Origin of the sequence: Planomonospora antibiotica (genome assembly GCF_014647955.1) — a bacterium.
Lineage (GTDB): Bacteria > Actinomycetota > Actinomycetes > Streptosporangiales > Streptosporangiaceae > Planomonospora > Planomonospora parontospora.
The window spans coordinates 1-21,395 of the sequence record NZ_BMQE01000045.1 but is presented as its reverse complement, the minus strand read 5'-3'; the positions used below and the strand labels follow the sequence as shown (position 1 = coordinate 21,395).

Sequence of the window (21,395 nt, the reverse complement as noted above, 5' to 3'; positions counted from 1 at the left end):
ACGGTGCCGCGGCTGTGCTTGTTCACTTGGCCCCCCACACCGTGGACGGGGCGTGGTCGAACGGGCAGCCGCCGATCTCGAAGTGCTTGAGGTACTCGTCGCGGAAGTGCTTCACCGACGAGTGGATGGGGCTGGTCGCGCCGTCGCCCAGGGCGCAGAAGGAGCGGCCCAGGATGTTGTCGGCGATGTCGGTGATCGTGGTCAGGTCCTCCTCGGTGCCCTGACCCTTCTCCAGCCGCTTGAGCACCTGCTTGAGCCAGTAGGTGCCCTCCCGGCAGGGGGTGCACTTGCCGCAGGACTCGTGCGCGTAGAACTCGGTCCACCGCATGACGGCGCGGACCACGCAGGTCGTCTCGTCGAAGATCTGCAGGGCCCGGGTGCCGAGCATGGAGCCCTTGGCGCCGACCGACTCGAAGTCGAGCGGCACGTCCAGGTGCTCGTCGGTGAAGATCGGGGTGCTCGACCCGCCGGGCGTCCAGAACTTCAGCCGGTGCCCCGCGCGGATGCCGCCCGCCATGTCGAGGAGCTCGCGCAGCGTGATGCCGAGCGGCGCCTCGTACTGGCCGGGCCGGGTGACGTGGCCGGACAGCGAGAAGATGCCGAAGCCGGCCGACTTCTCGGTGCCCATGCCGGCGAACCACTCGGCGCCGTTGGCGATGATCGAGGGAACACTCGCGATGGACTCGACGTTGTTGATCACAGTGGGGCAGGCGTACAGGCCCGCCACCGCCGGGAACGGAGGCTTGAGACGGGGTTGGCCGCGATATCCCTCGAGCGAGTCGAGCAGCGCCGTCTCCTCGCCGCAGATGTAGGCGCCCGCGCCGGAGTGCACGACCAGCTCCAGGTCGTAGCCGGAGCCGAGGATGTCCTTGCCGAGGAAGCCCGCCTCGTAGGCCTCGCGCACGGCCGCGTGCAGGCGGCGGATGACGTGCAGGACCTCGCCGCGCACGTAGATGAAGGCCTGGTTCGCGCGGATGGCGTACGACGAGATGATCACGCCTTCCACCAGCGCGTGCGGGTTGGCCATCATCGTCGGGATGTCCTTGCACGTGCCCGGCTCGGACTCGTCGGCGTTGACCACCAGGTAGTGCGGCTTGCCGTCGCCCTGCGGGATGAAGCCCCACTTCATGCCGGTGGGGAAGCCCGCGCCGCCGCGGCCGCGCAGACCGGAGTCCTTGACCGCCTGGATGACGGCGTCGGGCTCCATGCCCAGCGCCTTCCTGGCCGCCTTGTAGTCCCCGCCGTAGCCGGGCAGGGTGAAGGAGTCGGGCCGGTCCCAGTTCGCGGTGAGGACCGGGGTGAGAGTCGTCATGCCTCGGGGGCCTTCCATCCGTTGGCCTTGGCGACCTTCAGGCCCTCCAGGGAGGGGCCCGCCGCCGAGGGGCCGTCGCCGGCCAGGTCGTCGGGGAGTCCCGACAGGACCCGCGACGCCTCCTTGAAGGTGCAGAGCTTCTTCGGGCCGCGGGTCGGGGAGACGTCCTTGCCGTCCCGCAGGTCGTCGACGAGCTGCTTGGCCGAGTCGGGCGTCTGGTTGTCGAAGAACTCCCAGTTGACCATCATGACCGGGGCGAAGTCGCAGGCGGCGTTGCACTCCAGCCGCTCCAGCGAGATCTTCCCGTCCGGGGTCGCCTCGTCGTGCCCGACACCGACGTGCTCGGAGAGTTCGTCCCAGATCTGGTCGCCGCCCATGACGGCGCAGAGCGTGTTGACGCACACGCCGACGTGGTAGTCGCCCATCGGCTTGCGCTTGTACATCGTGTAGAACGTGGACACGCCCACGACCTCGGCCTTGCTCAGGCCGAGCATCTCGGCGCAGAACTCGTGGCCGTCGTCGGAGACGTAGCCGTCCACCGACTGCACCAGGTGCAGCAGCGGCAGCAGGGCCGACCGCGTCCTGGGGTAGCGGCCGATGATCTCCTTGGCGTCCTGTTCCAGACGCTCGCGGACTTCCGGCGAATACGTCACCGGTCCACACCCCCCATAACCGGGTCGATCGAGGCCACCGCCGAGATGACGTCGGCGACCATGCCGCCCTCGCACGTCGCCGGTACGGCCTGCAGGTTCGTGAACGACGGGTCGCGGAAGTGCACCCGGTAGGGCCGGGTCCCACCGTCGCTGACCACGTGGGCGCCGAGCTCCCCGCGGGGGCCCTCCACGCTCGCGTAGGCCTGGCCCGCCGGAACCCGGAAGCCCTCGGTCACCAGCTTGAAGTGGTGGATCAGGGCCTCCATCGAGCCGCCCATGATGTGCGCGATGTGGTCGGGCGAGTTGCCGTAGCCGTCGGGGCCCAGCGCGAGCTGCGAGGGCCAGCCGATCTTCTTGTCGTCCACCATCACGCGCTGCCCCTTGAGCGGGCCGCCCAGCCGGTCGAGGACCTGCTCGATGATCTTGAGCGACTCCTCCATCTCGGCCATCCGGACGAGGTAGCGGCCGTAGACGTCGGCGGTCTTCTCGGTGGCGACGTCGAACTCGTAGGTCTCGTAGCCGCAGTAGGGCTGCGACTTGCGCAGGTCCCACGGCAGGCCGGCGGCCCGCAGCATCGGGCCGGTCACGCCCAGCGCCATGCAGCCGGTGAGATCCAGGTAGGCGACGTCCCTGGTCCGGGCCAGGTAGACCGGGTTGGCGTCCAGCAGCTTCCGCATCTCCTTGATGCGCTTCGGCATGACCTTGAGCAACTCGCCGATCTTGTCCACCGCCCCGGCCGGCAGGTCGACGGAGACGCCGCCCGGCCGGACGTAGGCCATGTTCATCCGCAGGCCGGTGATGTACTCCAGCAGGTCGAGCACCATCTCGCGCTCGCGGAAGCCGAAGAGCATCGGCGTGGTCGCGCCCAGCTCCATGCCGAAGGTCGCGATGGCCACCATGTGCGAGGAGATGCGGGTGAGCTCCATCGTCAGCACCCGCAGCGCCTGGGCCCGCTCCGGGACCTGGTCGGTGATGCCCAGCAGCTTCTCGACGGCCATGCAGTACGCCGTCTCGTTGAAGATCGGCGCCAGGTAGTCCATCCGGGTGACGAGCGTGACCCCCTGGGTCCACGTCCGGTACTCGCAGGTCTTCTCGATGCCGGTGTGCAGGTAGCCGATGACCGTGCGGGCCTCGGTGACCGTCTCGCCGTCGAGGTTGAGGATGAGGCGGAGCACGCCGTGCGTGGACGGGTGCTGGGGGCCCATGTTGATGACGAGCTGCTCGTCCTGCTGGCCGCTGAGCGTGCTGACCAGCTCGGTCCAGTCGTTGCCCGAGACCGTGTAGACCTTGCCCTCGGTCGCCTCCTCGTAAGGGGCACTCACGAGTCCTCCTCCGTCGCACTCGTTCGCGAACTGCTGCGCTCCATGGCTCGCTCGCCACGCTCGCTCACTTGTAGGACCTCCTCTGGTCCGGCGGCGGGATCTGCGCACCGCGGTAGTCGACCGGGATGCCGCCGAGCGGGTAGTCCTTCCGCTGGGGGTGGCCGTCCCAGTCGTCGGGCATCATGATGCGGGTCAGCGCCGGGTGCCCGTCGAAGACGATCCCGAAGAAGTCCCAGGTCTCCCGCTCGTGCCAGTCGTGCGTCGGGTAGATCGACACGCTGGACGGGATGTGCGGGTCGGCGTCGGGGCAGGACACCTCGACGCGCAGGCGCCGGTTGTGCGTGATCGAGCACAGGTGGATGACCGCGTGCAGCTCCTCACCCTCCAGGTGGGGGTAGTGCACGCCGGAGACGCCCAGCGAGAGCTCGAAGCGGAGCGCGGGGTCGTCGCGCAGGTGCCGCAGGACGTCCAGCAGCCGCTCGCGCCTGACGTGGAAGGTCAGCTCGCCCCGGTCCACGACCACGCGCTCGACCGCGTCGGCCAGGTCGCCGCCGAGCGCGCGCTCCAGCTCGTCGGCGACCGCGTCGAAGTAGCCGCCGTAGGGGCGGGGGGTCGACAGCTGCGGCGCCCGGCGCACGACGAGGCCGCCGAAGCCGGAGGTGTCACCGGCGTCCCGGGCCCCGAACATGCCCAGGTGGGCGACCGGCTCCTCCGGCACTCCGGGGAGGTTCTCAGTGCTCATGGTCGCTCACCGCTCCTCGTTCGCGGCGCGGGCCGCTCGTACCTCGCGGACCACGCCGCGGACTCCGGGGCACTCGCTCCGAGTCATTTTCCCGTCCCCTGGTCGATCAGCGGCAGCGTCCGGAGCGCCCGCAGCTCGAGCTCGTCGATCTGCTTGGCGCGGTGGGCGCCGAACTTCATGTTCTGGATCTTGTCGTGCAGCTTCACGATCGAGTCGATGAGCATCTCCGGGCGCGGCGGGCAGCCGGGCAGGTAGATGTCGACGGGGACGACGTGGTCCACGCCCTGCACGATGGCGTAGTTGTTGAACATGCCCCCGCTGGAGGCGCAGACACCCATGGCGATGACCCACTTGGGCTCGGCCATCTGGTCGTAGATCTGGCGCAGGACCGGGGCCATCTTCTGGGACAGCCGGCCCGCGACGATCATCAGGTCGGCCTGGCGGGGAGACGCCGAGGCGCGCTCCATGCCGAAGCGCGCCAGGTCGTGCTTGGGACCGCCGGTCGCCATCAGCTCGATCGCGCAGCAGGCCAGGCCGAAGGTCGCCGGCCAGACGGAGTTCTTGCGCGCCCAGCCGGCCGCTTGCTCGACCGTGCTCAGCAGGAAGCCGCTGGGGAGTTTCTCTTCAAGTCCCATAGTCCTAATCCCAGTCCAGACCCTTGCGGCGCCACACGTACGCGTAGGCGACGAGCACGGTGACGATGAACAGCAGCATCTCGACCAGTCCGAACAGCCCGAGCTGGTCGAACGCGACCGCCCACGGGTAGAGGAAGATGATCTCGATGTCGAAGACGATGAAGAGCATCGCCGTGATCATGTACTTCAGCGGGAAGCGGCCGCCGCCGACCGGCTGGGGGGTGGGCTCGATGCCGCACTCGTAGGCGTCGAGCTTCGCGCGGTTCCAGCGTTTGGGACCGGTGAAGGGCGCGATCGTCACCGAAAAGATCGCGAAGCCCGCTCCCAGAACGGCGAGCACCAGGATGGGTGCGTACAGCTCCATCGCTACGCCTCCTCTCCCATCTCCACGCGCGCCGGCGCGTAGCTCACGTTGTCATGACGCATAAGTCTAGGCGGGGGCATGATTACCATTCGTCCCGGCTTCCGGATGTTTTGTGAGGTCATGCCGGTGGTGCGACCTTCGACAGGGCATTGATGATCCGGTCGGACGCGTCGCCTCGCCGGTCGGTGAGATTAGCAAGGAGTTTGAGCGCGAAGCGCATCAGGCGGGGGTGCGGGAGCGCGTGCCGGGTCGCGAAGTTCATCACGCCGCGCCGGCTGATCAGCTCGACGAAGCCCCTGCCGAGCGTGAAGTAGCCGCCGTAGGCGTCCTTCAGCACCTGCGGGTAGGCCCGCAGGACCCGTTCGCGCTGGGCGGCGGTGCCGCGGCCCAGTGCCTGGACGACGGTCTCGGCCGCGATCCGGCCGGTCTCCATCGCGTAGGCGATGCCCTCACCGTTGAACGGGTTGATCATCCCGCCCGCGTCGCCCACCAGCACCAGGCCCCGCGTGTAGTGCGGCTGGCGGTTGAACGCCATCGGCAGCGCGGCGCCCCTGATCGGGGTGGTCATGTTCTCTTCGGTGTAGCCCCACTCGGGGGGCATGTTCCTTGTCCAACGCCTCAGGAGGTCGCGGTAATCCATGCCCTTGAAGGACTCGCTGGTGTTCAGCAGCCCCAGGCCCACGTTGGAGGTGCCGTCGCCGACCCCGAAGATCCAGCCGTAGCCGGGCAGCAGCTGGTCGCCGTCCCACAGCTCCAGCCACGTCTCCAGGTAGTCGTCGTCGTGGCGGGGGCTGGTGAAGTACGTCCGCACCGCGACGCCCATCGGGCGGTCCTCGCGCTTGTGCAGCCCCATCGCCAGGGAGACGCGGGTCGAGTTGCCGTCGGCCGCGACCACGAGCCGGGAGCGGTAGGCGACCTCCTCGCCGTCCTTCTTCGCGGTCACGCCCACGATGTGGCCGCTGCGGTCGTCGAGGATCGGACCGGTGACGTTGACGCCCTGGAGCAGGCGCGCCCCGCCGCGCACCGCGTTGGCGGCCAGGATCTCGTCGAAGTCCTGCCGCGTGCGGACCAGGCCGAAGTCGGGGTAGCTGGACAGCTCGGGCCAGTCGAGCTCGAAGCGCATGCCTCCGCCGACGACGCGCAGCCCCTTGTTCCTGACCCAGCCGGGGGCGTCGATGTCGATCCCCATGGCGATGAGCTGCTTCACGGCGCGGGGCGTCAGCCCGTCGCCGCAGACCTTCTCACGGGGGAATGCGGTCTTCTCCAGCAGCAGGACGTCCAGTCCGGCCTGGGCGAGATGGAATGCGGTTGTCGAACCGGCGGGCCCGGCGCCGACGACGATGACGTCGGCGTCAGCCTCAGCGGCACTCCGCTGCGGGGCGGCTGGCACGGTCACGGGACCTGTCCTGTCCTACACGCTTAGACGGCCTCGGGGTGAGGGGCCTTTCGTTCCTTTGTGAAGGTCTTCACAAACTTGTCGGGCGGCAGTCTAACGCTTTCCCGGGGAGAAGTGTCAGGCGGGTACGGCGGGCGATTCACCATTTTCCGGACTCGGCTTGTAAGCCCGGTGCAGCGCGACGATGCCGAGCGAGAGGTTGCGCCAGGCGACCCGCTCCCAGCCGGCCCGCCGGATGGTCCGCGCGAACTCCGCCTGGTCCGGCCAGGCCCTGATCGACTCGGCGAGGTACTCGTAGGAGTCGGGGTTGGAGCTGACCGCCCTGGCCGCGATCGGCAGCATCCGGATGAGGTACTGCGTGTAGACCAGGTCGAAGGACCTGGCCGTCGGCCGGGAGAACTCGCAGACCACCAGGCGGGCACCGGGCCTGGCCACCCGGAGCATCTCGCGCAGCGCCTGCTCGGTGTCCGCGACGTTGCGGATGGCGAAGGAGATCGTCACCGCGTCGAAGCTGTCGTCGGCGAACGGCAGCCTGAGCGCGTCGCCGGCCACGAACGTCACCCCGCGCACCCCGCCGCCGGAGAGGCCGGACCCGCCGCGCCGCGTGACGCCGGTGCGGAGCATGCCGAGGGAGAAGTCGGAGGCGATGGCCCGCGCCCCGAGGGAGGTGAAGGCGTCGGTCGAGGTGCCGGTGCCGGCGCCCAGGTCGAGCACGAGCTCACCGGGGCCCGCGTCGACCGCGGCCGCGGTGGCCCTGCGCCACAGACGGTCCTGCCCGAGGGAGAGGACGTCGTTCATCAGGTCGTAGCGCCGGGCCGTGCGATCGAACATCGAGGCGACCTCGTGCGGTTGCTTGTCCAGCGAAGCGCGCGTCATGACAGCAAGCCTAGGGCCGCGCGCACAATCCACGGAAAGTAGCGACATCATCACCAAGAGTCTGTTAGAACTTGGCGAATGCTTGCCAGAACCGCCAGAACCGCCAGAACCACCAGAACCGCCTCCGCCCTGACGGCCGCCCTCGCCCTGACCACCGCCGGGATCAACGGGGGCATCACCGGGGCGACCGCCTCCGCCGGCACCGTGGAGCACCGCGGGATCGTCTCCGCGGATCCCGTGGACACCACCCCGCACGTGCTCGACGGGATCGTCAACGCCATCGCCCTGGTGGGCGGCACGGTGGTGGTCGGCGGCTCGTTCAGCGAGGTGCGCGACGCCGGGAGCTCGCGGATCCTGGAACGCGCCAACATCTTCGCCTACGACCTGGCCAGCGGGCGGATCCTGCCGGACTTCGCCCCCGACCTCGACGGCCCGGTCAACGCCCTGGCCGCCGGGACCTCCGGCACCGTCTACGCCGGAGGCGCGTTCTCCGAGACCGGCGGCACCGCGACGTCCAGGCTGGTCCGGCTCCGGCTCGCGGACGGCGCCCCGGTGACGTCCTTCCGCGCCGGAGCCTCCGGCGGCACGGTCACCAGCCTCGTAAGGCACGGCTCCCGGCTCTACGTCGGCGGGGACTTCACCCGCATCGGCGGCGCCCGCCGTACGGCCCTGGCCCGGGTGCACGCCGCCACCGGCGCCGTCGACCCCGCCTTCGCCGTCACGCCGGGCGCGCCCCGGGGACCCCGGGTCAAGGTGTACGCCATGGCCCTGGCGAAGGACCGGCTCGCGGTCGACGGCAGCTTCGGCACCCTCGACGGGCTCTCCCGGCCCCAGCTCGGCCTCATCGACGTCGGGGCCTCCCCGGCGAAGGTCGCCCCCTGGCGGACGGACGCCTACGCCGCCGCGTGCAAGCCGACCTTCCCCAGCTACGTCAGGGGACTGGACTTCGCCCCCGACGGCAGCTACTTCGTGGTCGTCACGAGCGGCGGTTGGGGCGGGCCCAGGAAGCTGTGCGACAGCGCCGCCCGCTTCGAGACCCGCGCGCGCGGCGAGACGGACCCGACCTGGGTGAACCACACCGGCGGCGACACGCTCTACTCGGTGGCGGTGACCGGGGCCGCGGTCTACGTGGGCGGCCACCAGCGCTGGCTGGACAACCCGCACGGCCGGGACTCGGCGGGCCCGGGGGCCGTCGCCCGGCCGGGGATCGGGGCGATCCACCCGGTCACGGGCAAGGCGCTGCGCTGGAATCCCACCCGGACCCGCGGAATCGGCGTCAAGGCGTTTCTCGCCCACCGGGGAGGGCTACTCGTCGGTAGTGACACAACCCGACTCGGCCGCGAGTACCATGCCCGGATCGGCATGTTCCCGCTGCCGTGACATTCCCCGTTTTCAGCGATTCTTGGTGATTCGTGCGCTGAGCGCGTCGCGCTGCTTGGACAGCAGGACGTAGCTGGCCACGCCGCTGACGAGGAATGACGCGACCAGCAGCAGGAAAGGATCGCGGAGCCCGAGAAGGTAGAGCACGCCGGCCGTCACGGCCAGCACTCCGATCCGGGACGCGGTGTAGACGAAAGCGGGATGCACGGCATCGAGGCTACGTCACTCCTGACATGCCGGTGCGAGCGGGCGCGCGGACGGCGCGGCAAAGGCCTTCCGGGCCATGTCGCAGGCGCGAAGCGAACGCTCTTCGCATCTGACGCGACCACTGCTAGTGTTCCCAACAGATCAGTTACGTAAAGAAACACCCACGAGAGTCTCAAAGAGGCTCTATCATATAACAATCGGGCAGTCAGTCGATAACAACCCGTGATCTTTGTCCGAAAGCACGGATAAATCAGGCTTCGCTCGGCACACTGGTTACCTGTCCGCCCGCTGGCAGGAAGCGGGATGCGAGGGGGAGAGATTGTGGAGAGTAGCAGCGAGCGTCTGCTGACGCCCGGAGAGGTTGCCGCCCTCTTCCGGGTCGACCCAAAGACGGTTACGCGCTGGGCCGCGGCAGGCCGCATCAGCAGCATCCGTACCCCCGGAGGGCACCGGCGGTTCCGCGAGTCGGAAGTGCACGCCCTTCTGCGCGGTGAGGACGTCCTGACGGCCGAACGGCCGGCGGGTGAGTCCCCCCGCGTCTGACGCCGTATGACGTCGCACCATCGGTGATCCTGCGCGCCTTACCCGGAAGCCGCAGGGTCACCGTGGAGTCACTCCGCGGTCACCGGATCGTTCCCCCGCCGGACCTCACCCGTCCTGCTCGGCCTTGAAGGCCAGGAACTCCTTCTCCAGATCGTCGTTCTCCGCGAGCCACCGTCTCCGCCGCTCCGCCACCTCCTCCTCCGTGAGCGACTCGGGCAGCCAGCGGTCGTACTCCGGATCCCCCGGTGAGAGCTCCACGTACGCGTTGCCGATCAGACGCCCGTCATCGCTGGACAGGCTCTGCGGCACGCGCAGGGTCCCGTCAGCGAGCCGGATGACGTACATCCCAGACCACCTAGATTCCGTAGCGCCGGTTGAAGAACAACATGACATTGAGCGCCATCCGCGTGTCCCCGCCCAGCATGTCCACCAGGGCGGGACGCTGCCGGGAGGCGATGGCGGCGAAGGCGTCGGCGAAGAACTCCCTGCGGCCCAGGGTCCCCGGCTGCAGGTGGAACCCCGAGGCCAGGACCGGAACGCACTGCTCGTAGAGGGCGGCGAACTCGGGGCAGTCCGACACCCAGTCTCCATGGGGCGCGTCCACGTCGTCCAGGGCGTGCCCGATCTCGTGCATCATCACGTCGGGGGTGGGCGAGGGCCGGTCCCCCACCACCACTTTGCGGTCGCCGTACGCGCCGGCGCAGATGTCCCACGTGGCCCTGCCCGACGGCAGCGGCGCGCCCCGCAGGTAACCCATGTCGTCCAGGTCGGGCACGCCGCCCGCGCCGACGTAGATGCCCTCCAGCCCTTCGGCCAGCTTGGCCTTGAGGCCGTCGGGCAGCCGCGCGAGGCTCTCCACCGCGCCCACGACCTCCGGGGGCGGCGGTCCTTCGCGGATGTCCCACTGCCGGTGCAGCACGCGCTCCAGGGCCCCGCAGTGCCGCAGGCCGTCGCCCATGCCGGGGGCGTCGGGGGTGTTGGGCCGGGCCCGGGGACGCTCGTCCGCCAGCTCGAAGTCCCGCCAGGTGTACTGCGGGCGGTCGGCGGGGGCCGGCTTCGCGATCCGCGCCTCCGGCTCGCGGGGGACCTCCCTGGGCGCCTCGCGGACGGTGGCCTCACCGCCCCGGCGGGACGTCTCACGCTGCCACCACCGCCGCCGATGACGGCCCCTGTCCGTGTTCACCCTGCCCGCCCGCTTGAATGCGCCACCACGCGCTCCCGTCGGAGAACGGCAACAGGTCCCACCGTACGGCGTGGATCTTCCCGCGTCACCCCGAACCGGCACCCCGTCCCGCCCGGTTCCCGATCCGTCCCCGTTCCGTTTCCGGCCTGGCCCCACCTGCCTGCGGGATGGCTTACAGTTCGGGCATGTCCGTGCTTCTCGGTCTGGCGCTGCTCGCCTTCTGGCTCTACTGCCTGTTCGACGTCATCACCACGCCGGACGAGGAGGTCAGGAACCTCCCCAAGATCCTGTGGGTGCTCATCGTGGTGCTGCTGGCCCTGGTCGGCGGCCTGTTCTGGCTGCTGCTCGGCCGCCCTCTCGGCCCCCGCCCCCCGCGGATCCTCCTGCCCCCCGAGGGCACGCCCCGCGAGCCGCGCCCGCAGGCCCCCCGCGGCCCGGACGACGACCCCGACTTCCTGCGCGACCTCGACCGGCGCCTGCGCGACGACGACTGACCGTACGGCCGGCGCCCGCACGACGCGGAGCCGGCCGCCGTCCGCGTCCGTACGGCGGCTACGGCACTTCGGCGTAGGAGTGCAGGCCGCCGATGAAGATGTTCACCCCGATGAGGTTGAAGAGCAGGCAGGCGAAGGCGACCAGCTGCACGATCATCGCCGCCCGGCCCTTCCAGCCGGCGGTCGCCCGGGCGTGCAGATAACCGGCGTAGACGATCCAGGTGATGAACGCCCAGATCTCCTTGGGGTCCCAGCCCCAGTAGCGGCCCCAGGCCTTGTCCGCCCAGAGCGCGCCGGCGATGACGGCGAAGGTCCAGATCGGGAAGCCGATCACGATGGCCCGGTGCGCGACCCGCTCCAGCTCCTGCCGGGACGGCAGGTGGTCGGCGGCGTCGTGCCGGATCAGGAAGATGACGCCGCAGGCCCCGGCCACGATGAACAGGCCGCTGGCGATGATCGCGGCCGAGACGTGGATGGCGATCCAGTAGGAGTTCAGCGCGACCATCGCGGGAGCGGCGTCCACGTGCAGGGAGTGCACGGCGAAGCCCAGCCCGAGGGCCGAGGCCGCGGTGACGAAGGCGCCCAGGAAGCGGACCGGGTAGCGCAGCTGCATCAGCAGGAACGCGCCCATGGCCGCCAGGCACATGGCGACCACGAACTCGTACATGTTGCCCCAGGGCCACCGGCCCGCGGCCAGCCCCCGGGTGAGCAGGGCCCCGGCGTTCAGGACGAGACCGAGCCAGCTCAGCGCGACCGCGGCCGGACCGGCCCGCAGCACCCAGCCGGACGGGGCCCCGTCCGCCCCGCTCACCGCCCCGGAGCCCGCGGCGGCGTCCCCCGCCCCCGTCCCGGCCGCCGTCTCGACCGCGGCGCCGTCCCGCACGTCCCCCGGCGCGGCCCCGGAGGCGGCCGTGGCCGCCTCCCCGGTGCCCGCGGGACCGCCGACCGCGGCGAGCGCGGGTTCCGCCTCGCTCGCAGCCTCCGCCCCGGTCCCGTCCGGGGAGACCTCCACCGTCCGGGCGAAGGCGAGATCCAGCGCGTAACCGATCATCGCGACGGCGTAGCACAGCACCGCCACCAGGACGAGCTGATCGCTCAGCGCGGCGAGACCGGGATCGACCTCAGCGGGCATCCTTCACTCCAGGGGTAGAACCTTGATTCAGGACGGCGACGATCCCGGCGAACTCCTCGCCGAAGTCACCGCCTTCGGTGCGGGTGAGGCCGCCCGCCTCGGCGGGCCCGCCCCCGGCCCCGGTCCGCACCCACACGCGCCGGCGGCGGACGGTCAGGGAGAACACCAGCGCCGCGGTGGCCAGGGCCGCCGAGAGCAGGGCGGGCATCCGGCCGGGATCGTGGGTGATCTGGAGGGCGACCCACTCCCTGACGCCGGTGAACTCGATCGTGCCGGCCCCGCCCGGCAGTTCGAGCTTCTCGCCCTTCGCCAGCGGGTCGGCCTTCATGACCAGCGGCTTCATCTTCTTCAGGATCTCCGGCGGGATCTCGTAGACCGACTGGGGACGGCCGTTCCCCATGCCGAGGTCGCCGGCGAAGGCACCGTACACCTGCGCGGTCGGGTTCGCAGCGCCGGGGAAGACCGACACCCACTCGCCGCCCTCGGCCGGGACCGTGGTGGGCAGGAAGGCCACCATGAGGCCGAGCTGCTCGGGCAGGGCGTCGGGCACCTTGATGACGCACTCGGAGGTGAACGTCGCCGGCTGCACGACCAGGCACGGCACCGCCCCCTCGAAGGCGACCTGCCCCTCGCCGTCGGTGATCCTGAAGGTGGGCGCGTAGCCGTGGTCGATCAGGTAGGTCAGGGTGCCGTTCACGTCGAGCGGCTCGTTGACCTTCAGCTCGTAGTCCCGCTCCGGCGCCCCCGGCGCGTCGCTCACCGCGAGCTTCGCCGAGTAGTCCAGCGCCTGGCCCCGCTTGGGACCCTGCGCGATGTAGGTGGCCTGGAAGTCCTCCAGCGTGAACGAGAACGGCTCCAGCGACTCTGCGTTCACCTGCTGTCCGGGCATGTAGCGGTCGTAGGCCGCGACCGTGTTGGCGAACCCGTCGCCCTCCACGACCAGCACGTTGCCGCGGTAGCCGTACAGCGCGCCGGCGCCGACCGCGAGCAGCAGACCGAGCAGCGCGACGTGGAACAGCAGGTTGCCGGTCTCCTTCAGGTAGCCCTTCTCCGCCGAGACCCAGTCGGGCCCGGTGGTCACCCGGAACCGGAGCCTGCGCAGCCGCCGCGCCGCCTCCTGCACGGTCAGGTCGCCATCGAGTACGGCGTGCTGGGGCAGCCGGGCCAGGTTGCGCGGCGCCGCGGGCGGCCTGCGGCGCAGCTCGCGCAGGTGGGCCGCGGTGCGCGGGAGCACGCAGCCGATCAGCGAGACGAACAGCAGCAGGTAGATCGCCGCGAACCACGGGGCCCTGAACACGTCGAAGAGCCAGAGCCGGTCCAGCCACTCGGCCAGCGCGGGGCTGTCGTCGTAGTACTGCGCGACCTTGGCGTCCGAGACGCCGCGCTGCGGCCAGACCGACCCCGGGATCGAGGCCAGCGCGAACAGGAACAGCAGGATCAGCGCGGTCCGCATCGAGGTGAGGGTGCGCCAGAACCAGCGCGCCCAGCCTGCCGCGCCCAGCCCCGCGGGGCGGGGTGCGGACTTCTCCTCGGGCCTGCCGTCGGTAAGGGTCATCAGATCACCGGCTGGAATCCGCCGATCCACACCTGCATCGCCGCCACGAGCTCCCCCCAGAGCCCGGTGACGAGCAGCAGGCCGACGGTGACCAGCATGGCCCCGCCCACCCGTGTGATCAGCTGCGAGTGGCGGCGGACCGCCTTGAACGTGTGCAGCGCCCTCCGGTAGGCCAGCCCCGCCGCCACGAACGGCAGGCCCAGGCCGAGCGCGTAGCCGAAGGCGAGGAGCGCCCCGCGCCCCGCGCTGCCCTCGGTCACCCCGAGGGTGAGCACGACCCCGAGCGTGGGGCCGATGCAGGGGGTCCAGCCGAGGCCGAACACCACCCCGAGCAGCGGCGCGCCGGCGAGCCCGGCGGCCGGGAGCCGGTGGACGCGGACCTCGCGCTGCAGGCCCGGGACGAATCCCATGAAGGCGAGCCCGAGCACGATCGTCAGGGCTCCGAGCACCCGGGTGATGCCGTCGGCGTTGCCGAACAGCGCCGCGCCCAGGCCGCCGAGGAGCGCGCCCTGCGCCACGAAGACGGCCGCGAAACCGAGCACGAACAGCACGATGCCCAGCGTCATCCGGCCCCGCCGGGGGTCGGCGCTCATCCCGGTCACGTAGGACAGGTAGCCGGGGACCAGCGGTAGCACGCACGGCGACAGGAAGGACACCAGCCCCGCGGCGACCGCGATCGGCAGGGCCAGCGCCAGGGAGCCGCTCGCCACCGTGCTCGCCAGGTCGGCGCTCACCGGAGGCGTCCCGGATTACTTCTCATCGGTGATCCTGGTGACGGCGGCGAGGAGGTCGCTGTACTTGACCGCGCCCAGGGCCCGGGCGGCGATCCGGCCCTGCCGGTCGATGATCAGCGTCGACGGGATGGCCGCCGGGGGGACCGTGCCCTGGAAGGCGAGTGCGACCTTGCCGGGCTGGTCGAAGATGCTCGGGTAGCCGGGCTTCTCGGTGCGCTCGAAGGCGAGCGCCCTGGCCTTGTCGTCCTTGAAGTCGACACCGAGGAACTCCACGCCGTCGGCCTTGGTCTTGGCCGCGATGTCCGCCAGCACCGGGGCCTCGGCGCGGCAGGGCGCACACCAGGAGGCCCAGAAGTTGAGCACCACGACCTTGCCCCGGTGCGCGGCGAGCGAGGCGGTGCCGCCCTGGAGGGTCGCCCCCTCGACCGCGGGGGCCGCCTTGCGGCCGGCCGCCTCGAAGACGGTGACCTTGCCGTCTCCGGCGATGAACCGGGTGTCCCCCGCCTGCGGCTGGGATGCCTGGCTTCCGGCGCATCCGGCCGCCGCGACGGCGAGCAGCAGGGCGGCGGCGAGCGGTCTGGCGCGCATCGAAGGACGGTCTCCCTGTACTACTACAAGCGGTAGAGCAATCACTCTACCGGCGGGGTCACGCGCCCGGCACAGTGGGGCGCCGGACGAGCGCGGCCGCCGGCTCGGCGTATCCCACGCTGGCGAGCCGGTCGCCCTCGAAGCAGAAACTGGTGACGCTGGCGAGCCCGCACTGCCTGCGGCGCGGGTCGTGCGGGAGCGGCCTGCGCTCGGCCGCGAGCCGGATGACCCAGATGGGGAGCTGGTGGCTGACCAGCACCGCCTCGTGGCCCCGCGCCGCCCTGCGGGCGGCCAGGACCGCCTCCCGCATCCGGCCGACCACCTCGCTGTAGCGCTCCCCCCAGGAGGGGCGGAGCGGGTTCCACAGGTGGCGGTAGTAGCGGGGGTTGCGGAAGACGCCGTCGCCGTTGCCGACGGAGACGCCCTCGAAGGCGTTCGCCGCCTCGATCAGCCGGTCGTCGAGCTCGACCTCCAGGCCGAAGGTCTCGGCGAGCGGGGCGGCGGTCTCCTGGGCCCGCTCCATCGGAGAGGAGAACAGGGCGACGACGTCGCGCCCGGCCAGCGACTTGGCCGCCGTCTCGGCCATCAGCCTGCCGTTCTCCGACAGGTGGTAGCCCGGCAGCCGGCCGTACAGGACGTTGGCAGGGTTGTGCACCTCGCCGTGGCGCAGGAGGTGGATGACGGTGGTCTCAGCCATGGTGTCGTCAGCCTACCCACTGGTAAGGGCGGATGGCACGGACGGGTCCGTCCGCGCCGTCCGGCACCGGGCGCGCGGCCCGCCCGGCCGTCCCACGGCGGAGGCGCGGCCCGCACCACCGCTCCGAGACCCTCGGAGGCGCGGCTCACATCACCACGCCGAGGCTCTCGGAGGCGCGGCTCACATCACCACGCCGAGGCTCTCGGAGGCGCGGCTCACACCACCGCGCCCAGGCCCGCGGAGGCGGCCCGGAGCGCGTCGACGGCGGCGCGGATGGCCGGGCGGCGGGCCGCGTCGCTCCGCCAGACCGCGTAGATCCTGCGGATGGGACGCGGCCGGATCGGGACGGCCCGGACCCCCGGGGGCAGGAGGTCGCGGCCGAGCCGGGGGACGATCGCACAGCCCTGCCCGACGGCGGTGAGCGCCAGCTGGGTCGGGTACTCGTCGGCCATGCAGGTGATCTCCGGCTCCAGCTCGGCCGCGCGGAGCGTGTAGACCAGCCAGTCGTGGCAGACCGTCCCGGGTGAGCCGCTGATCCACCGCTCCCCGGACAGCTCGGACAGCTCGATCTCGGCGCGCCCGGCCAGCGGGTGGCCGACGGGCAGGACCACGTCGGCGATGTCGTCGAAGAGCGTGGCCCGCGACAGCCCGTCGGGCACGGCCAGCGGCCGGTTCATCCAGTCCTGGATCACCGCCAGGTCGAGCTCGCCCCGGGACACCTCGCGGACCATCCGCTCGGGCTCGCGCTCGTACAGCCGGAGCGTGAGGTCGGGGTGGCGCTCGCGCAGGCGGACCAGCGCCTGCGGGAGCAGCCCCCGGGCCGCCGTGGGGAAGGCGCCGATGCCCAGCCGCCCCACGACCTCGCCGCGCAACGCCTCGAAGTCGGCCTCGGCGGTCTCCACCAGGGCGAGGATGCGCTCGGCGTGGTCGGCCAGGAGCCCGGCCGCGTCGGTGAGCCGCACCCCGCGCCCACTCCGCTCCAGCAGGGTCGCGCCGGTCTCCCGCTCCAGCTTGGCGAGCTGCTGCGAGACCGCCGACGGGGTCACCATGAGCGCCTCGGCCGCCGCGCCCACCGAGCCGTACACGGAGACGGCGTGCAGCGCCTTCAACCGGTTGAGATCCAACATGTAAGCAACCCTAAACCATCGTCTTCTGCGAGTCTCGCCTGAACTGAACACTCCGGCTCTACCGCCACCCCCTCCCGCCCGGAGCCGGGGGCGCGGACCGAGCCGTCGCCACCTTCCCTGCCACGGCCCCTCCGTCTGCGCAGGGGAGATCTTCTCCCATCAAGACTTTGTCCGGGCGGTTCTCAGGATCCCGCGACCGGGGTCGAGGAGGTGGATACGCCCGCCGGCCGATCCGGCGTGGCCGTGCACCGCACCGACGGACCCGGAGGACCGCCATGCCAGCCACCACCCAGGTCCTGGGCACGATCGCCGCACTCGCGCTGGCCGCCGGCCTCACCGCGTCCCCCGCCGCAGCGGACGCCCGGCCGGCCGCCGTACCGCCCCTCGCCGTGGGCACCGCCCCCGCCGTGGGCACCGCGCCCGACGCCGCCCCCGCCCCCGAGGAGTGGCAGCCGAACGAGCCCGTCGGCCTCACCGGCCCGGTCTCCGAGGTGCTCGCCGACGCGCCCGAGCGCGGGCCGGTCCGCGTCGTCACCCTGACCGCCGACTCCGCCGGACGGCCGGAGGTCAGCGTCACCGTCGCCGAGGACCGGGAAGAGGCCGCCGACGCCGTGCAGGACGCCCGCGCCGTCCCCGACACGCTCGCCGTCGCCGTCGACTCCAAGGTCTCCGCCGTGGGCGGCCCCTCTCCACTCCTCTCCACCGGTACGGCCTCGGCCGCGGCCACCCAGGTCGACGACGCGTACCGCAGCGCGCAGTGGCCGCTGAACACGCTCTCCGGGGAGAGCGTGTGGAAGTCGGCGACCGGCGCGGGGCAGATCGTCGCCGTCGTCGACAGCGGTGTCGACGCCGCCCACCCGGACCTGGCCGGGACGGTCCTGTCCGGCACCGACCTGGTCGCGGACCGCGGCGCCGGACACTCCGACCCGAACGGGCACGGCACCCACGTCGCCGGCATCGTCGCCGCGAAGGCGGGCAACGGCGTCGGGATCGCCGGTCTCGCGCACGGGGCGAAGATCCTCCCGGTCCGCGTGCTCGACGCGAGCGGAAGCGGCTGGAGCTCCGACGTCGCCGCCGGCATCGCCTACGCCGCCGACCACGGCGCGACCGTCATCAACCTGTCCCTGGGCAGCCCGGGCAGCGACCCGATGGTGCGGTCCGCGATCGACTACGCCCTGGCCAAGGACGTCGTCGTGGTCGCGGCCGCGGGCAACTCCGCCCAGGACTGCTCGAAGGTCTCCAACCCTTATCCGGGTGAGAACTGCGGCAACCCGGTGAACTACCCGGCCGCGTTCCCCGGTGTCGTCGGGGTCGCCGCCACCGACAGCGCCGACGCCCGCGCGGTGTTCTCCGAGTACGGCTCCTACGTCGACGTGGCCGCCCCCGGCGTGCGCGTCCGCTCCACCTACCCCTCGTCGCGGTACCTCGACATGAGCGGCACCTCGATGGCCTCGCCGTACGCCGCCGCCACCGTGGCGCTGATCCGCGCGAGGTTCCCGGCGATGTCGGCCGCCCAGGCGACCGCCCGGCTCACCGGCACCGCGCGCGACCTCGGCACGGCAGGCAGGGACCCCTACTACGGCGCCGGCCTGGTCCAGCCCCTCGCCGCGCTCTCCGGCCCCTCCGGCGAGGCGGCCCCCGTGCCCGCACCGGCTCCCGCACCGGCGGCCGCTCCGGCTCCGGTGCCGGTGAGCACCGTCACCGGAGTGAAGGTCTCCGCCACCACCGTGACCGCCGGGCAGTCGATCGTGGCGACCGCGACCGTGCGGACCTCCTCCGGCGCCGGGATCACCGGCACCGTGCAGCTGTGCAGCCGGCGGGTCACCGTCAGGGCCTACTCGTGCTCGAACGTGGCCGTCCGCAACGGCACCGCCGCCAGGTCGCTGCGCGTGGACGCCGGGACCTACGTGTACGCGCGGTTCACCGGCACCGCGACCGCGAAGGCCAGTGCCAGCCGGGCCGTCCGGATCTACGCGCGACCGAAGGCGGCGGTCGCGGGCGGGAAGGGGAAACTGAGCTTCAGGGTCTACCAGCCGCGCAGGCAGCGGGTCTCGGTGCAGCGGTACCACCGCGGCGCGTGGCGGACGGTGAAGACCTCGGCCGCCTCCTCCACGGCCTCCCGCACCGTCAGCGGGCTCCCCCGCGGCACGTACCGGGTCGTGGTGGCCGCCTCCGCCGACCTGCTCACGGTGACCTCCGGGAAGACCGCCGTGCGCTGACCCTCCGACGTGCGCCCCTTCCCCCACAATGGGCGGAGGAGGAGCATGGGGAAGGCGACGGAAGCGGGCCGAATGAACACATACGGTGACGGAGACGATGTTACGGTGACCGACGTGGCCAGCGCGCTCGACTACTGGCCGGCTCCGCCTCCGTGGGGATGGACCGCCGACGACCTCGATCGTCTGCCGCCGGAGGGACCGAACGGCGAGCCCGACTTCTTCAAGCACGTCGAACTGATCGATGGAGCCCTCGTCTTCATGTCCCCCCAGAAGCGCTTCCACCAGCGCATGATCCGCAACCTCACCGAAGCCCTCGGCGACCAGGCTCCTGCGCAGATGACGGCGGTGGACCAGATGGACGTCAAGCTCGGTCACCGGATGCGGCCCTGCCCGGACGTGCTCGTCGTCGACGCGGCCGCCGCCGACGACGACGACCGGACGTACTACACGCCCGACGAGGTGCACCTCGTGGTCGAGGTCGTCTCGCCCGAGTCGGAGGAGCGCGACCGCAAGACCAAGCCGGCCCGCTACGCCGAGGCCGGGATCGCGCACCTGTGGCGGGTCGAGAACAACGACGGCAAGCCCGTCGTCTACACCTACGAACTCGACCCGGCCACCCGCGCCTACGCCCTCACCGGCATCCACCACGGCCGGCTGACCGTCCCGGTCCCTTTCCCCGTCGACGTCGACCTGGACGGGCTGCCCCGCTAGGGGCCGCGCGGGTGTTCCCCGTCAGGACGCCTGGGCCGCGGCCTTCGCGGCGACGGGCAGGGCCTCGGCGATGCGGGTGAGGGCCTCGTCGTCGTGGGCGGCCGACAGGAACCACGCCTCGTACGCCGACGGCGGCAGGTAGACGCCCCGGTCGAGCATCGCGTGGAAGAAGGCCCGGTAGGCGGCGGTGTTCTGCCGCTGCGCCCCGGCGAAGTCGGCGACCCGCTCGTCGGTGAAGAAGATCGAGAACAGGCTGCCCGCCCGCTGGAGGCGGTGCGGCACCCCGGCGGCGGCCAGCGCGTCGGCGGCGGCGCGGCCGACGACCAGCGCGGCGGCGTCGACCCGGTCGTAGACGTCGTCGTCGCAGGCCCGCAGCGTGGCCAGGCCCGCGGCGCAGGCCAGCGGGTTACCGGACAGCGTGCCGGCCTGGTAGACCGGACCCTCCGGGGCGAGATGGGCCATCACGTCGGCGCGGCCGCCGAACGCCGCCGCGGGCAGGCCGCCGCCCATGACCTTGCCGAAGGTCATCAGGTCGGCGTCCACCGGGTCGAGGCCGTACCACCCGGCCCCCGACACCCGGAAGCCGGTGAGCACCTCGTCGACGATGAGCAGCGCGCCGTGCGCGGTGCACAGCTCGCGGAGCCGGGTGTTGAACCCGTCCAGCGGCGGGACGACCCCCATGTTCGCCGGACAGGCCTCGGTGATCACACAGGCGATCTCGTCGCCGAACGCGGCGAACGCCTCGGCCACCGCCTCGGCGGAGTTGTACGGCAGGACCACGGTGTCGGCGGCCGAGGCCCCGGTCACGCCGGGGGTGTCGGGCAGCCCGAAGGTGACCAGGCCGGAACCGGCCGAGGCGAGCAGGGCGTCCACGTGGCCGTGGTAGCAGCCGGCGAACTTCACGATCTTGGAGCGGCCGGTGAAACCGCGCGCCAGCCGTACGGCCGACATCGTGGCCTCGGTGCCCGAGCTGACCAGCCGGACCTTCTCCACGGGCGCGATCCGGGCGACGATCTCCTCGGCGAGCTCGACCTCGCCGGGCGTCGCCGTGCCGAACGAGGTGCCGGCCGCGAGAGCCTCCTGCAGGGCCTCGACCACGGCCGGGTGACGGTGCCCGAGGATCATCGGGCCCCAGGAGCAGACCAGGTCGACGTAGCGGTTGCCGTCGACGTCGGTGATGTACGGCCCCTGACCGGAGGCCATGAAGCGCGGCGTGCCGCCGACGGCGCCGAAGGCGCGGACCGGGGAGTTGACACCTCCCGGGACGATCTCGCGGGCGCGGGCGAACAGGTCCTCGGAGTTCTCAGTACGGCTCACCGTCCCAGCCTAAGGGCCCGTGGAGCCGGGTCCCGAGCCGAACCGGGTCCCGAGCCGAACCGGGTCCCGAGCCGAACCGGACCGGAGGCGGCGCCCCGCCCGGTTTCCGCGCCGGGACGCGGCCGGGCGCTACCGGAATCGTTCGCAGTGCTCCGGCCTTCACGCCGGGGGTGGAGCGGACCGTCCTGCGGAGCAGGGCAGGGAAAGC

At 71.8% G+C, this 21,395-nt stretch carries 23 protein-coding genes; 5 read left to right on the top strand and 18 right to left on the bottom strand.

Features of this window, described 5'->3' with window-relative positions; genetic code table 11:
* Positions 1-22 precede the first annotated feature (22 nt).
* The 8 genes from nuoF to IEZ06_RS28805 form a co-directional block, all read right to left on the bottom strand.
* Positions 23-1,312 (bottom strand): NADH-quinone oxidoreductase subunit NuoF, encoded by a 1,290-nt coding sequence (gene nuoF / locus IEZ06_RS28840; RefSeq protein ID WP_189239833.1) that lies wholly within the window; start codon positions 1,310-1,312, stop codon positions 23-25.
* Entirely contained in the window at positions 1,309-1,965 is a 657-nt protein-coding gene (gene nuoE / locus IEZ06_RS28835) for an NADH-quinone oxidoreductase subunit NuoE (RefSeq protein WP_189239832.1), read from the bottom strand. Before nuoE ends, nuoF begins: the two co-directional genes overlap by 4 nt.
* The gene (locus IEZ06_RS28830) at positions 1,962-3,287 is read right to left on the bottom strand and encodes an NADH-quinone oxidoreductase subunit D (RefSeq protein WP_189239831.1); all 1,326 of its coding nucleotides are present in this window, start codon (positions 3,285-3,287) and stop codon (positions 1,962-1,964) included. The genes nuoE and IEZ06_RS28830 overlap by 4 nt, the downstream gene beginning before the upstream one ends.
* A 64-nt stretch (positions 3,288-3,351) precedes the next feature.
* A complete protein-coding gene (locus tag IEZ06_RS28825) occupies positions 3,352-4,029 on the bottom strand; it encodes an NADH-quinone oxidoreductase subunit C (RefSeq protein ID WP_189239830.1) in 678 nt (225 codons plus the stop codon).
* An 83-nt stretch (positions 4,030-4,112) separates the two neighbouring features.
* Positions 4,113-4,664 (bottom strand): NuoB/complex I 20 kDa subunit family protein, encoded by a 552-nt coding sequence (locus tag IEZ06_RS28820; protein ID WP_189239829.1) that lies wholly within the window; start codon positions 4,662-4,664, stop codon positions 4,113-4,115.
* Positions 4,665-4,668: 4 nt separating this feature from the next.
* Positions 4,669-5,028, bottom strand: coding sequence for an NADH-quinone oxidoreductase subunit A (locus IEZ06_RS28815; protein WP_068898202.1), 360 nt, complete (start codon positions 5,026-5,028; stop codon positions 4,669-4,671).
* A gap of 118 nt (positions 5,029-5,146) precedes the next feature.
* Positions 5,147-6,424 (bottom strand): geranylgeranyl reductase family protein, encoded by a 1,278-nt coding sequence (locus IEZ06_RS28810; RefSeq protein ID WP_189239828.1) that lies wholly within the window; start codon positions 6,422-6,424, stop codon positions 5,147-5,149.
* Positions 6,425-6,541: 117 nt separating this feature from the next.
* Positions 6,542-7,300, bottom strand: a complete 759-nt coding sequence (locus IEZ06_RS28805) for a demethylmenaquinone methyltransferase (protein WP_189239827.1) — start codon at positions 7,298-7,300, stop codon at positions 6,542-6,544.
* A 78-nt stretch (positions 7,301-7,378) separates the two neighbouring features.
* Here IEZ06_RS28805 and IEZ06_RS28800 point away from each other — a divergent pair, with 78 nt between their 5' ends.
* The gene (locus IEZ06_RS28800; RefSeq protein ID WP_189239826.1) at positions 7,379-8,680 is read left to right on the top strand and encodes a delta-60 repeat domain-containing protein; all 1,302 of its coding nucleotides are present in this window, start codon (positions 7,379-7,381) and stop codon (positions 8,678-8,680) included.
* 12 nt (positions 8,681-8,692) lie between these two features.
* On the opposite strand, the gene IEZ06_RS28795 is transcribed toward IEZ06_RS28800, so the two are convergent.
* Entirely contained in the window at positions 8,693-8,887 is a 195-nt protein-coding gene (locus tag IEZ06_RS28795; RefSeq protein WP_189239825.1) for a DUF4229 domain-containing protein, read from the bottom strand.
* A gap of 303 nt (positions 8,888-9,190) precedes the next feature.
* Between IEZ06_RS28795 and IEZ06_RS28790 the strand changes: the two genes are divergently transcribed.
* Positions 9,191-9,430, top strand: coding sequence for a BldC family transcriptional regulator (locus IEZ06_RS28790; protein WP_012887349.1), 240 nt, complete (start codon positions 9,191-9,193; stop codon positions 9,428-9,430).
* Positions 9,431-9,535: 105 nt separating this feature from the next.
* On the opposite strand, the gene IEZ06_RS28785 is transcribed toward IEZ06_RS28790, so the two are convergent.
* Positions 9,536-9,775 carry a hypothetical protein gene (locus IEZ06_RS28785; protein ID WP_189239824.1) on the bottom strand — a complete coding sequence of 80 codons (240 nt, stop codon included), beginning with the start codon at positions 9,773-9,775 and terminating at the stop codon, positions 9,536-9,538.
* Positions 9,776-9,785: 10 nt separating this feature from the next.
* A complete protein-coding gene (locus IEZ06_RS28780) occupies positions 9,786-10,613 on the bottom strand; it encodes a hypothetical protein (RefSeq protein ID WP_189239823.1) in 828 nt (275 codons plus the stop codon).
* A gap of 185 nt (positions 10,614-10,798) precedes the next feature.
* Here IEZ06_RS28780 and IEZ06_RS28775 point away from each other — a divergent pair, with 185 nt between their 5' ends.
* Positions 10,799-11,107 carry a PLDc N-terminal domain-containing protein gene (locus tag IEZ06_RS28775; protein ID WP_229798834.1) on the top strand — a complete coding sequence of 103 codons (309 nt, stop codon included), beginning with the start codon at positions 10,799-10,801 and terminating at the stop codon, positions 11,105-11,107.
* Positions 11,108-11,165: 58 nt separating this feature from the next.
* On the opposite strand, the gene ccsB is transcribed toward IEZ06_RS28775, so the two are convergent.
* From ccsB to IEZ06_RS28745, 6 genes are all read right to left on the bottom strand, one after another.
* Complete coding sequence (gene ccsB / locus IEZ06_RS28770) at positions 11,166-12,239, bottom strand: c-type cytochrome biogenesis protein CcsB (RefSeq protein WP_189239821.1); 1,074 nt, start codon at positions 12,237-12,239, stop codon at positions 11,166-11,168.
* The gene (gene resB, locus IEZ06_RS28765) at positions 12,229-13,794 is read right to left on the bottom strand and encodes a cytochrome c biogenesis protein ResB (RefSeq protein WP_189239820.1); all 1,566 of its coding nucleotides are present in this window, start codon (positions 13,792-13,794) and stop codon (positions 12,229-12,231) included. The genes ccsB and resB overlap by 11 nt, the downstream gene beginning before the upstream one ends.
* Positions 13,794-14,528, bottom strand: a complete 735-nt coding sequence (locus IEZ06_RS28760) for a cytochrome c biogenesis CcdA family protein (protein ID WP_189239819.1) — start codon at positions 14,526-14,528, stop codon at positions 13,794-13,796. The genes resB and IEZ06_RS28760 overlap by 1 nt, the downstream gene beginning before the upstream one ends.
* Before the next feature lie 15 nt (positions 14,529-14,543).
* A complete protein-coding gene (locus IEZ06_RS28755; RefSeq protein ID WP_189239818.1) occupies positions 14,544-15,116 on the bottom strand; it encodes a TlpA family protein disulfide reductase in 573 nt (190 codons plus the stop codon).
* A gap of 58 nt (positions 15,117-15,174) precedes the next feature.
* Positions 15,175-15,813 carry a histidine phosphatase family protein gene (locus IEZ06_RS28750; protein ID WP_189239817.1) on the bottom strand — a complete coding sequence of 213 codons (639 nt, stop codon included), beginning with the start codon at positions 15,811-15,813 and terminating at the stop codon, positions 15,175-15,177.
* Positions 15,814-16,028: 215 nt separating this feature from the next.
* Positions 16,029-16,940 (bottom strand): LysR family transcriptional regulator, encoded by a 912-nt coding sequence (locus tag IEZ06_RS28745; protein WP_189239816.1) that lies wholly within the window; start codon positions 16,938-16,940, stop codon positions 16,029-16,031.
* Between the two features lie 275 nt (positions 16,941-17,215).
* Here IEZ06_RS28745 and IEZ06_RS28740 point away from each other — a divergent pair, with 275 nt between their 5' ends.
* Both IEZ06_RS28740 and IEZ06_RS28735 read left to right on the top strand, forming a co-directional pair.
* On the top strand, positions 17,216-19,159 hold the full coding sequence (locus IEZ06_RS28740; protein WP_189239815.1) for a S8 family serine peptidase: 1,944 nt from the start codon (positions 17,216-17,218) through the stop codon (positions 19,157-19,159).
* Positions 19,160-19,264: 105 nt separating this feature from the next.
* Positions 19,265-19,870, top strand: coding sequence for a Uma2 family endonuclease (locus IEZ06_RS28735; RefSeq protein WP_229798832.1), 606 nt, complete (start codon positions 19,265-19,267; stop codon positions 19,868-19,870).
* Between the two features lie 21 nt (positions 19,871-19,891).
* Here the strand turns inward: IEZ06_RS28735 and hemL are convergent, their stop codons facing one another.
* Positions 19,892-21,187 carry a glutamate-1-semialdehyde 2,1-aminomutase gene (gene hemL / locus IEZ06_RS28730; RefSeq protein ID WP_189239813.1) on the bottom strand — a complete coding sequence of 432 codons (1,296 nt, stop codon included), beginning with the start codon at positions 21,185-21,187 and terminating at the stop codon, positions 19,892-19,894.
* Positions 21,188-21,395: the final 208 nt, after the last annotated feature.